This is a genomic window from Actinomadura sp. RB99 (assembly GCF_014706005.1).
Taxonomy (GTDB): domain Bacteria; phylum Actinomycetota; class Actinomycetes; order Streptosporangiales; family Streptosporangiaceae; genus Spirillospora.
Genome location: NZ_JABMCA010000009.1, coordinates 89507 through 101301 on the forward strand (window position 1 = coordinate 89507; position 11795 = coordinate 101301).

At 74.3% G+C, this 11795-nt stretch carries 11 protein-coding genes; 10 read left to right on the forward strand and 1 reads right to left on the reverse strand.

Translation table 11 applies throughout. The annotated features are described in order from the left end of the window. The first annotated feature begins 379 nt into the window (after positions 1-379). From amrb99_RS11330 to amrb99_RS11375, 10 genes are all read left to right on the forward strand, one after another. A complete protein-coding gene (locus amrb99_RS11330; protein ID WP_190855688.1) occupies positions 380-1375 on the forward strand; it encodes a Gfo/Idh/MocA family oxidoreductase in 996 nt (331 codons plus the stop codon). Further along, the gene (locus amrb99_RS11335; protein ID WP_190855690.1) at positions 1372-2355 is read left to right on the forward strand and encodes an inorganic phosphate transporter; all 984 of its coding nucleotides are present in this window, start codon (positions 1372-1374) and stop codon (positions 2353-2355) included. Before amrb99_RS11330 ends, amrb99_RS11335 begins: the two co-directional genes overlap by 4 nt. Beyond that, positions 2352-3011: a DUF47 family protein gene (locus tag amrb99_RS11340; RefSeq protein WP_206699910.1), complete on the forward strand. Its 660-nt coding sequence runs from the start codon at positions 2352-2354 to the stop codon at positions 3009-3011. Before amrb99_RS11335 ends, amrb99_RS11340 begins: the two co-directional genes overlap by 4 nt. Positions 3012-3190: 179 nt before the next feature. Next, positions 3191-4387, forward strand: coding sequence for an ABC transporter substrate-binding protein (locus amrb99_RS11345; protein ID WP_190855692.1), 1197 nt, complete (start codon positions 3191-3193; stop codon positions 4385-4387). 64 nt (positions 4388-4451) lie between these two features. Next, positions 4452-6275 (forward strand): iron ABC transporter permease, encoded by a 1824-nt coding sequence (locus amrb99_RS11350; protein ID WP_190855694.1) that lies wholly within the window; start codon positions 4452-4454, stop codon positions 6273-6275. 3 nt (positions 6276-6278) lie between these two features. Then, entirely contained in the window at positions 6279-7433 is a 1155-nt protein-coding gene (locus tag amrb99_RS11355; protein WP_190855696.1) for an ABC transporter ATP-binding protein, read from the forward strand. Beyond that, positions 7430-8305: an HAD family hydrolase gene (locus tag amrb99_RS11360; protein ID WP_347256635.1), complete on the forward strand. Its 876-nt coding sequence runs from the start codon at positions 7430-7432 to the stop codon at positions 8303-8305. Before amrb99_RS11355 ends, amrb99_RS11360 begins: the two co-directional genes overlap by 4 nt. Further along, entirely contained in the window at positions 8302-9156 is an 855-nt protein-coding gene (locus amrb99_RS11365) for an inositol monophosphatase family protein (RefSeq protein WP_194736728.1), read from the forward strand. Before amrb99_RS11360 ends, amrb99_RS11365 begins: the two co-directional genes overlap by 4 nt. Beyond that, a complete protein-coding gene (locus amrb99_RS11370) occupies positions 9153-9995 on the forward strand; it encodes a Cof-type HAD-IIB family hydrolase (RefSeq protein WP_190855698.1) in 843 nt (280 codons plus the stop codon). Before amrb99_RS11365 ends, amrb99_RS11370 begins: the two co-directional genes overlap by 4 nt. Then, positions 9992-10768 carry an MBL fold metallo-hydrolase gene (locus amrb99_RS11375; RefSeq protein ID WP_190855700.1) on the forward strand — a complete coding sequence of 259 codons (777 nt, stop codon included), beginning with the start codon at positions 9992-9994 and terminating at the stop codon, positions 10766-10768. The genes amrb99_RS11370 and amrb99_RS11375 overlap by 4 nt, the downstream gene beginning before the upstream one ends. Here amrb99_RS11375 and amrb99_RS11380 read toward each other — a convergent pair. Beyond that, positions 10758-11717, reverse strand: coding sequence for a LacI family DNA-binding transcriptional regulator (locus amrb99_RS11380; protein ID WP_190855702.1), 960 nt, complete (start codon positions 11715-11717; stop codon positions 10758-10760). The genes amrb99_RS11375 and amrb99_RS11380 overlap by 11 nt on opposite strands. Positions 11718-11795 lie beyond the last annotated feature (78 nt).

The following is an 11795-nucleotide window of genomic DNA, read 5'->3' on the forward strand; positions in this document are numbered from 1 at the left end:
CCGGAGGACGCGCAGGTGGGACGATGCCCGTCGCGTCTTCGCCGGCCGGCCGGATCGCATGCCTCATCGCGTGGCCTCCGCACCGCCTGGGTCGGCGTGTGAACCCGTCGCGGACGGTAACCCGCTCCGCAACCGCAGTCAAGATCCCGGTGGCGGCCCGGCCGGGGCACCGCCCGCGGCCTCGGCGAACGGCCCGCACCGCGTCCATGACGTCACGTCAGTACGTCCATATGTAAGAACAAAGTATTGACGGGCTCTCCCGCTGCGGATACAAATGTGCCCCAAGCCACACAGATGACGAAAAGGTGAACAGAGGGTGAACACTCTCTGAACTCCAGATGACGCGTCATCCCCTCGACCGGGCCATTGGAGGCACACCATGCGGGTCGGACTCTTGGGCGCGGGACGGATCGGGGCGTGGCACGCCCGGTTCCTGAGCGGTCATCCGGCGGTCGCGGAGCTGGTGATCGGCGACGCCGACCCGCGCCGGGCCGAGGCCCTCGCCGGCCCGCTCGGCGCCCGCGCCGCCGACCCCGGCGCGGTGCTCGCCGCCCGCCCGGACGCGGTGCTGATCGCGACGCCCACCTCGACCCACGCCGACCTGCTCGTCCGGGCCTGCGAGGCCGGCGTGCCGGCGTTCTGCGAGAAGCCCGTCGCCCCCGACCTGCGCACCACGCTGGAGGTGCGCGACCGCGTCGCCAAGACCGGGGTGCCGGTGCACATCGGCTTCCAGCGCCGCTTCGACGCCGGGTACGCCGCCGCCCGCCAGGCGGTGCTGGACGGCCGGCTCGGCGACCTGCACCGCGTGCACCTCGTGACCGCCGACCCGGCGCCGCCGCCCGCCGAGTACGTCCGCACGTCCGGCGGCATCTTCCGGGACTGCCACATCCACGACTTCGACATCCTGCGCTGGGTCACCGGCCGCGAGGTCGAGTCGGTGACGGCGGTCGGCGCCAACCGCGGCGACGGCTACTTCGCGGACGCCCGGGACGTCGACACCAGCGCCGCCGTCCTGGTGCTGGACGACGGGACGATCGCGACGATGCAGGGGTCCCGCTACAACGGCGCGGGCTACGACGTCCGGATGGAGCTGTCCGGCACCGCCGGGACGTGGGTGGTCGGGCTGGACGAGCGGGCCGCGCTGCGGTCGGCCGAGCCGGGCGTCGACTGGCCGTCCGGGGACGCGTGGACCAACTTCTGGGACCGGTTCGAGCCCGCCTACGCGAGCGAGATTGGAACGTTCCTAGACATGGCGCGGGGCCACGCGGACAGCCCGTGCACCGTCGACGAGGCCCTGGAGGCGCTGCTCATCGCCGAGGCCGCCACGGTGTCGCTGCACGAGGAACGCCGCGTCCGGCCCGCGGAGCTGCGATGATCTGGGCCATCGCGTTCGGCGCCGTCGCCCTCGCCTTCGTCTGGGTGACCGGCGTCAACGACGGCGGCGCGCTGCTCGGGCTGAGCGGCCGCTACCCCCGCTCGCCCGCGCCGCTGCTGATGCTGCTCGTCCTGCTGCCGCTGGTGCTCGTCCCCCAGCTCGTCGGCACCGCCGTCGCGCGGACCTTCACCGAGCGGCTCGCCGACCTCGGCGACCCCCACGGCGCGGTCGCGTTCCTGCTCGGCGTGACCGTCGCGCTCGGCGTCGTCGGGCTCCTGTCCCGCAAGGGGCTGCCGACCAGCCTGACCCTCGCGATCCTCGGCGGCATCGGCGGCGCCTGCCTCGGCATGGGCCTGCGCGTGTCGTGGGACGGCCTCGCCACCGTCCTGCTCATCGGGGCGGCGGCGCCGCTCGTCGGGACCGCCGTCGGCTACGGCCTCGGGCTCGCGTCGCGGCGCGTCCCGTCGTTCACCGGCATGCCGCGAGCCGTCCGCACCGCCCACGTCCTCGCCTACGGCGCGCAGTGCGCCGCCTACGCCGCCAACGACGGGCAGAAGATGCTCGCCGTCGTCAGCGTCGCCCGCCAGGTCGTGACGACCCGGCGGCTCGGCGCCGTCGGCCCCGTCCAGCCCGCCCCGCTGATGCTGCTGCTGATCGCCGTCGTGTTCTGCGCCGGCGCGCTCAGCGCCGTGCACCGCGTCGGAGAGCGGCTCGGCCGCGGCCTCGTCCTCGCCCGCCCGCTGCACGTCGTGTCCACCGAGGCGGCGGCAGCGGCGTCGGTGACGGCCAGCTCCCTCGCCGGCGCGCCGGTCAGCATGACCCAGTCGGTGACCGCCGGGGTCGTCGGCGTCGCCGCCAGCGAGGGCGCGTCCCGGGTGCGCTGGCAGAACGTCCTCGGCATCGGCGCGGCCTGGCTGTTCACGCTGCCGCTGGCGTTCGCCGCCGGCGCCGCCGGCGGCCTCGCCGCGAGGGCGCTGTGAGCGCCGCGGTGCGGCCCGCGCGCCGCTTCCGGCTCGTCTGGGACGACCTGCGCGGCCGCTCCGGGACACGGGTGATCGACCAGGTCGGTCGGCAGATCCGCGCCGTCCGCGACGGCGCCGAGCTGGCCCGCGCCATGGCCGCCGGGCGCACCCCGCCCGCCGACGCCCGCGCCCGGATGGCCGAGATCGAGCACGCCGGCGACGCCGAGCGCGCCGCGCTCGCCGCGATGCTGCACGGCGTCCTCGCCACCCCCATCGACCGGGAGGACCTCTACCGGCTGTCCCGGTCCGTCGACGACGTCCTGGACAACCTCCGCGACTTCGTCCGGGAGGCCGACCTGTTCGGCCCGCCGGACCTCGACTTCACCCTCGCACCGCTGGACGCCGTCCTCGACGGGCTGACCGCCCTCGACGGCGCCGTCCGGAAGGTCCTCGCCGAGCCCGCCGCCGTCACCCTCGCGGCGCTGGGCGCGCGCAAGGCCCGCAACCGCGTCCGGGAGACCCGGCAGGCCGAGCTGGCCCGCCTGTTCGCCGGACCGCTCGGCACCGACGTCCTGCGCGGCCGGGAGCTGCTCGCCCGGCTCGACGCGGTCGGCCGCCGCCTCGGCGAGGCGGCGGACGCCCTGTCCGACGCGATGTTGAAACGCAGTCACTGATGCCGACGCAGTCGATCGGGGGGTGTGGGGGGTCGTCCCCCCTCGAGAGGAACTGATGCCGACGCAGTCGATCGGGGGGCGTGGGAGGTCGTCCCCCCTCGAACGGCGCTGACCCCGCTGTCACCCGCATGAGAGCCGCAGGTCGGGGGCCCGCGGATGCACACGAGGAGAGAACCCACATGATCCGCACCATTCCCACCGGGCGCCGCGCCCGGGCCGGTGCCGCGGCGGCCGCCGCCGTCGCCACCGCGCTGCTCGGCGCCTGCGCGCCCTCGACCAGCGGCCAGGCCGGCGAGGAGGGGACGCCGCTGCCGTCGGTGACCGTGCAGGACGCCGCGTCGTTCGACCTGGACGACCTCGTCGCCGCCGCCAAGAAGGAGGGCAGCGTGCTCGCCTACGACGGCAGCGGCGACGTCAAGGACATGGCGGAGGCGTTCACGAAGAAGTACGGCATCAAGGCCGAGGGCGTGAAGTCCAAGGCCGCCGACACCGCCGAGAAGATGACCCGCGAGGCGCAGGCGAAGAACGTCACGATCGACGTGAACCTGTTCGAGGACGGCCCGATGCTCGTCGGCCAGCTCCTCCCGCAGAAGATCGTCCAGACGTGGATCCCGCCGGACCTCGCGCCGCACATCAGCGAGGCCAATCGCAACCCGCTGATGATGATCTCCAAGGCGTACGTGTTCGTCTACAACACCAAGCTCAGCCCGCAGGGCTGCCCGGTGAAGAACATCTGGGACCTCACCGACCCCAAGTGGAAGGGCAAGGTGATGCTGCAGGACCCGCTGGGCAAGGAGGTCTTCACCCAGTGGTTCACGCAGATGGCCAAGCAGGGCGGCGACAAGCTCACCGCCGCCTACGCGCAGCTCGGCAAGGGCCAGCTCAAGCTGAGCGAGGACGACCCGGCGCACGAGTGGGTGAAGCGGTTCGCGCAGAACTCACCGGTCCTCACCACCGAGGACGAGGACGTCGCCGCCGGCGTCGCCGCCCCCAACCAGACCCAGCAGCGCATCGGCCTGTTCTCCATCGCGAAGTTCCGCGACGTGGAGGAGAAGGGCTACCAGATGAAGGTCTGCGAGGGCCTGAACCCGTGGACCGGCTTCGCCTACCCGAAGTTCGCCACCATCGCCACCGGCTCCAAGCACCCGAACGCCGCCAAGCTGTTCGTGCACTTCGCCATGGAGAAGGAGGGCTTCGACCTGGAGGCCCACGCCGGCGGGGTGTCCGGTAACGACGCGGTCGGCGTCAGCAAGAACAACCCGCCCGGGCTGACCGACTGGAACGGCCAGCTCTACCGGTTCTCGTCGAGCCAGCTCATCGCCGACTTCCGCGCCCGCCAGGACATCAAGGACTTCTGGCGTCTCAACCACCACTGATCCCCCGTCCGGCGGGCCGCGAACGGCGGCCCGCCGGTCCCCTCTCACCCCGGAGGAACCTTCCATGGCGGTCGCCGCCTCCGCACCGCCGGCGTCACGTGGCCGGCGCGTGCTGTACCGGGCCCGCGTGCTGCTGCGCGATCCCACCGTCCTGCTCGGCATGGTGATGACCCTCGTCCTGCTGTACCTGGTCATCGCGCCGCTGGTGTCGGTGATCTCCGACGCGGGCCGCGTCCAGTACGGGGACGAGGCCCGCTCCGGCCAGGCCCCCGGCTCCTGGACGAGCTACTACCTGTGGCGGGTGTTCCGCTCGCCCGTCAGCAAGCTGCTGTTCTGGGAACCGCTGTGGCACACGCTGTTCGTCGCCGTCGGCGTCATCGTGTTCGCGCTCGTCGTCGGCGGCTCCATGGCGTGGCTGGTGACGCGCACGAACGTGCCGGGCCGCAAGTTCCTGGCCGCCGCGCTCGTCGTGCCGTACATGCTGCCGTCCTGGACGTTCGCGCTCGCGTGGCTGACGCTGTTCAAGAACGAGCGGTCCGGCGGGCAGGTCGGCTACCTGCAGGGCGCCGGCGTCCACACCCCCGGCTGGCTCGCCTACGGGCCGCTGCCGATCATCGTGACGCTGGGGCTGCACTACTACCCGTTCGTCCTGCTGCTGTTCGGGAACGCGCTGCGCCGCATCGACTCGCAGCTGGAGGACTCGGCGCGGATCCTCGGCGCCGGCGGCCGGACGGTCCTGCGCCGCGTCACGCTGCCGCTGATGATGCCGGCGCTGTCGTCGGCGGTGCTGCTGGTGCTCGGCCGCGTCCTCGGCACGTTCGGCACCCCGTACATCCTCGGGCTGCCCAGCGACTACAACGTGCTGTCGACGAGCCTCTACCACGCGATCCGCGACCGCAGCACCGGCGTCGCGTCGACGCTCGCGGGCGTCATCGTCCTGGTCGGCGTGCTGGTCGTGCTCGTCGACACGCGGCTCGTCCGCGAGCAGCGCCGGTTCGTCACCGTCGGCGGCAAGGGCGCCATGGACCGGCGCGGCGACCTGCGCGCCTGGCGCTGGCCGGCCTTCTCCCTCGGCATGGCGGTCTTCGCCGCGAGCGTCGTCATCCCGGTGCTGACGCTGCTGCTGTCCACGGTCACCAAGACCCCCGGCGTGTTCAGCGCGGACAACTTCACGCTCAAGTACTGGTTCGGCAGCGACATCCCCGGCGCGGTCGGGTTCCCGCACGGGGTGCTGCGCGGCACCGAGCTGTGGGAGGCCGCCTGGAACAGCCTCCGCATCGTCGGCCTGGCGTCCCTGGTCTGCGGCCTGCTCGGCCTGCTCATCGGGTACGTGGTCGTGCGCGGCGACGGCGGCCGGGTCTCGACGTTCCTGCGGCAGGTGTCGTTCCTGCCCTACCTTGTGCCCGGCATCGCGTTCGCCGCCGCCTGCCTGTCGCTGTTCGCGGTGCGGCGCGGCCCCGTCCCCGCCCTGTACGGGACGATCACGCTGCTCGTCGTCGTCCTGGTCATCACGCACCTGCCGTACTCGTCCCGGTCGGGGATCGCGGCGATGATGCAACTCGGCCGGGAACCGGAGGAGGCCGCGCAGATCAGCGGCGCGCGGTGGCCGACCCGGATGCTGCGGATCATCATCCCGATCCAGCGCGGCGCCCTCGTCACCGGCGTGGTGCTGCCGTTCATCTCCGGCCTGAAGGAGCTCAGCATCGTGATCATGCTGACCACCTCGGGCACCCAGCTGCTGACCACGCTGTCGATCGGGCTCGTCGACTACGGCTACACCCAGCTCGCCAACGGCGTCGTGCTCGTCATCGCGCTGGTCTCGTTCACCATGACCTACCTGGCCCAGCGGCTCACCAAGAGCAGCCTGGCCTCGGGCATCGGAGGTTGATCAATGCCGACCATCACGCTCAGCGGAGTGGTCAAGAACTACGTCAGCGGGCACGCGGCGGTGAAGGACCTCGACCTCACCATCCCCGACGGCTCGTTCACCTGCCTGCTCGGGCCGTCCGGCTGCGGGAAGACGACCACGCTGCGCATGATCGCCGGGCTGGAGCAGCCGACCCGCGGTGAGATCACCGTGGGCGACCGGGTGCTCGACTCGGTGGAGCGCGGCGTCTACGTCCCGCCGGAGAAGCGCGACATGGGGCTCGTCTTCCAGAACTACGCGCTCTGGCCGCACCTGACGGTGCGCGGGAACACCGAGTTCGGGCTGCGGATGCGCAAGGTCCCGGCGGAGCGGCGCAAGGCCCGCGCGATGGAGGCGCTGGAGAAGGTCCAGGTGGCCGAATGCGCGGACCGCTACCCGTCGCAGCTGTCCGGCGGGCAGCAGCAGCGCGTCGCGCTCGCCCGGATGCTCGCGGTCGACCCCGACGTCCTGCTGCTGGACGAGCCGCTGTCGAACCTGGACGCGCGGCTCCGCCTGGAGATGCGCACCGAGCTGAAGCGCATCCACGACGAGACCGGCGCGACCGTCGTGTTCGTCACCCACGACCAGATGGAGGCCATGACGATGGCCACCCACATCGCCGTCATGTGCGGCGGCGAGCTCCAGCAGGTCGCGCCGCCGATGGAGATGTACGAGCGGCCCGCGAACCGGTTCGTCGCCGAGTTCGTCGGCAGCCCGCCGATGAACATGGTGCCCGCCGAGCAGGCGGGGCTCGCCTCGTCGCTCCAGCGGTTCGCGGAGAAGCGCGGCGACTTCGGCGCGGTCGGCTGCTTCGGCGTCCGTCCCGAGGCGCTGCGGCTCGCCCCGCAGGGCGGCGCCGCGCCGAACAGCACCGTGCCGGACACCACCGTGCCGGACACCGCCTGGTCGGAGGACGCCGTCGTCGAGACCGTCCTGCCGACCGGCCCGAGCTGGACGGTCGAGCTGCGCGTGCACGACACCCGGATGTTCGCGATCACGCACGAGGACCCGGGCGCGGGGCCGGGCGACGCGCTGCGCTGCTGGGCGCGTCCCGAGCACCTGCACCTGTTCGGCGAGGACGGCGTCCGGTCGGCCGCCTGGGACGAGGCCGTCACCCCGGTCCGCGAGGGCGCCAAGTGAGCGACGAGAACGCGACCACCGGCCCCGTGAACGGCACGAACGGCACGAACCGCACGAACGGTGCGGGCGAGCGGCCGCACCGGCTCTCCGGGCGGGCGATGCGCCGGCCGCGGGCGCTGCTGCTGGACTTCGGCGGCGTGCTCGTCGAGACGTCCCGCAGGCCCGGCTGGTCGGCGGCGCTCGCCAAGGAGGTGCACGCGCTGCTGTCCCGCGCCGGCTGCCACGACCTCGACGCCGCCGCCGTCGAGACCGACATCAAGGCCGGCGCCGCCGCCGACAAGTGCTGGAAGGACGCGATGTCGCGGCCCTACGCGCCGGCGGAGATGACCCACACCGGGTTCTGGGGCGACTACGTCGCCGCGGACTGGCCGGCCGCCGCGCGGCAGCTCGTCGTCGCGCACGCGACCCCGCTGTGCAAGCGGATGGGAGAGCTGCGGCAGGACCGCCGCACCCGCCCCGGCATCCCCGAGCTGCTGGACGGCGCCGCCGCGCTCGGCGTCCCCTGCGGGATCGTCAGCAACGCGCTGTCCGGGGCCGTGCATCGCGACTACACCGAGGCGACGGGCCTCGCCGGGAAGCTGGCGATCGAGGTCTACAGCGACGAGGCCGGCGTCCGGAAGCCCAACCCCGAGATGATCTGGATCGCCACGCGCGCGCTCGGCGTCGAGCCCGAGGACGCCTGGTACGTCGGCGACAACTTCGACCGGGACGTGGTGTGCGGGCACCGCGCCGGCGTCGGCGGCAACGTGCTGATGGTCGCCAAGGGCACCTACGACGTCCCGTACGAGGTCCGCTACCGGCCCGACGCCGTCGTGGACGACGGCCACGGGCTGCTGGACCTGCTCACCACCGCTGCCGAAGGAGACGCATGAACAGCAAGGGCATCGGCGTGCCCGAGTCGAGGGAGCTGGCGCGGATCGCCGAGATCGCGGCGCGCGCGACCGGCGACCGGCTGCGCGGCGCGTTCCGCTCGCGTCCGGAGGTCGCGGTCAAGCGCGACTTCCACGACCCGGTCACCGAGCACGACCGGGCCGCCGAGGAGACGATCCGGGAGGTGCTCGCCGAGCACACGCCCGGCAGCGTCGTCGTCGGCGAGGAGGGCGGCACGCGCGGCGACGGCGAGGGCGCGCCCGCCGGTGCGGTCCGCTGGTACGTCGACCCGATCGACGGGACCGCGAACTTCGCCGCCGGCCTGCCGTTCTTCTGCACCTCGATCGCGGCGGTCGCGGGCGGCGAGGTCGTCGCGGGCGTCGTGTACGACCCCGTCCGCGACGACATGTTCACCGCCTCGCTCGACGGCGCGACCTGCAACGGCGAGCCGATCCGCTCCGCCGGCGCGGCCGAGGACCGGACCGGCGTGATCGTCACCGGCTACCCGAACGCCCGCGAGCTGAAGCGGGCGGGCGACGCGGCGCTGCGCGACTACGCGAGGCTCATCGAGTCGTTCGCCACCGTCAGGCGGCCGGGCAGCGCGGCCCTGTGCCTCGCGCACGTCGCGGCGGGCTGGTCGGACGCGGCGTACGGCACGTCCGTCAACGCGTGGGACGTGTCGGCCGGGCTGCTGCTGGTCCGCCGGGCCGGCGGGACGTACCTGCCGCTCGGCGGGGAGCCGGGCGGGGACGACTGGGACGCGCCCGGCTACGTCGCGTGCGTCGGCGGGTTCGACCTCGCCGGGTCCGTGCTGTCGGAGATCGCCGGCCTCGCCCCGGCGGGCCGCCCGTGAGCGCCACCGGCGTGCGGACCGCCGAGTGGATCGTCACGGACCTGGACGGCACGCTCGTCGGCCGCGACCTGCGGATCGTCGATGCGAACCTGGCCGCGCTGCGCCGCTTCACCGGCGCGGGCGGCAGCGTGGTCGTCGCGACGGGGCGCAGCGAGGAGTCCGCGCTGCCGTACTACCGCGAGCTGGGCCTCGCCACCCCGGCGATCCTCTACAACGGCGCCCGGATCGTGGACCTGAGCACGGGTGCGGTGCTGTACCGGCGGTGCCTGAGCGCGGCGGCGTGGGCGCGGCTGACCCTGCTGTTCGACGAGATGCCGGACGGGGTGTGGCCGGTCGCGTTCAGCGGCGGCCGCGCCCACATCCGCTCCGCCGGGGCCGCGCCGTCCGCGGCGCTGGCCGAGTACGCGCGCCGCGACCGCATCGCCCTCGCGCGGGTCGGCTCGTGGGGCGAGCTGCCCTTCGACGAGATCATCAAGGTGATGCTGATCTGCGACCGGCCCGGCCTGGTCGGCGCGGCGGAGACGGCCCTCGCCGGGTTCGCCGCCGACCCCGGGACCGGCGTCACCCTCGTCCGGTCGGAGGCGACGTACCTGGAGGTGCTGCCGGCGGGCGCGACCAAGGGCACCGCGCTGCGCGAGCTGGCGGCGCTGCGCGGCGTGCCGATGGACCGGATCGCGGCCATCGGCGACAACCCCAACGACCTGGACATGATCCAGGCCGCCGGGCTCGGCGCGGCCGTGGGCGACGGCGATCCCGGCGTCCGCGCCGCCGCGGACGTCGTGGTCGCCGACTGCGCGGCGGGCGCCGTCGCCGACCTGGTCGCCCGGGTCATGCCGTGATCCTGACCGTCGTCGGCTGCGCGGGCACCGTCCCGGGGCCGGACGCCGCGTGCTCCTGCTACCTGCTGGAGCACGCGGGGTACCGGCTGCTGCTGGACCTCGGCACCGGGGCGCTCGGCCCGCTGCAGCGCTACACCGACCCGTGCGCCGTCGACGCCGTCGTGATCAGCCATCCGCACCGCGACCACTACTCGGACCTGATCCCGCTCGCCTACCTGCGGGACCGGCGCGGCGGGGCGAAGCGGCTGCCCGTCACCGCGCCCGCCGGGACGGCGGCGCACGTGGTGAACCCGGCGGCGCCGCCCGCGTACGCGGGAGCGCTCGACTGGCGCACCCCGCCCGCCGAACCGCGCCCGTTCGGGCCGCTCACCGTCGTGACGGCACCCGTCGTCCACTCGGTGCCAGGCGTGGCGGTACGGGTGTCGACGGGCGGGGCGTCGGCGGGCGGGGGCTCGGGAGGCGGGGGCTCGGGAGGCGGGGCGAGCCTCACCTACTCGGGCGACTCCGGCGAGTGCGACGAACTGCTCGACCTCGCGCGGGGCACGGACGTGCTGCTCTGCGAGGCGGCGGCGTCGGTGCGGACGCCCGGCGCCGCCGAGACGCACCTGACGCCCGTCCAGGCGGCCGGGCTGGCGCGGGAGGCGGGCGCCGGGCATCTCATCCTCACGCACCTGCGGCCGTGGGCCGACCCGCTCGACGCGCTGCGCGACGCCCGGAAGGTCTACGCCGGGCCGATCTCGCTCGCCGTGCCGGGGCTGCGCGTCATGGTGTGAGCGCCCCGGTCGTGGTGCGCTCGGTCAGGACGGGAGGGACGGTGACGCGCCATCCCTCCCCCGCCGCGCCACCACCGCCGCCACCGCCGCCGCCGTCGATCCGGTCGAGCAACGCGGCCATGGCCAGCCGCCCCAGCTCGGCGGCCGGGGCCGCGACCGTGGTCACGCCGGCGGCGGCCGCGCCCGGGGCGTCGCCGTGCACGATGAGCGACACCTCCCCCGGCACGTCCAGCCCGGCACGGTAGAGGCCGGTCAGCGCGGCCGTCCCCGTGACATCGCCGAGCGCGAGGACGGCCGTCGGCGCCCCGGGCGAGCGCCACCGCGGATCCCCGACGGCGGTGAGCCCGGCCTCGCCCACGGCGGTCTCGAACGCCTTCTCCAGGCGCGAGCGGCCGACGTTCAGGCAGGCGATGCGGCGGTGTCCGAGCTCCGCCAGGCGCGTCACGGCGAGCCGCACGGCCGCCGCGTCGTCCCCCGTCACGCAGTCGACGCCGGCCGACCGCAGCGGGCGCCCCACCACCGCCACGGGACACCCGGCCGCGGCCCGCTCGATCTCGGCCGCCGCGATCCTCGGGCCCGCGAGGACCAGCCCGTCCAGCCGCAGGTCGAGCAGCTCGCCGAGGGCTGCCCGCGCGCGCGCCGGACGCCCGCCGCCGCTCGCCAGCAGCAGCCGGACGCCCCGCCGCGCCGCCTCGTCCGCGAGCCCGTCGTGGACGGACGCGAACGACGGATCGTGCAGGTCGGCGGCCAGCACCCCGGCCATCCCGGTGCGCCCGGCGGCCAGACCGCGCGCCATCACGTTCGGCCGGTAGCCCAGCTCGTCCGCCGCCTTCAGCACGGCCTCGCGGCGCTCCTTGCCGACCTTGGGCGAGCCGCGCATCACCAGCGACACCAGCGCCCGGGACACCCCCGCCCGCGCGGCGACGTCTTCCAAGGTCGGATGGGACATCAACGCTCCTCCACTCACGAGGCTGCCCCCGATCCAACCAGCCTCCGGCCCCTCACGCCGACCGGCGGCGGGCCGCCG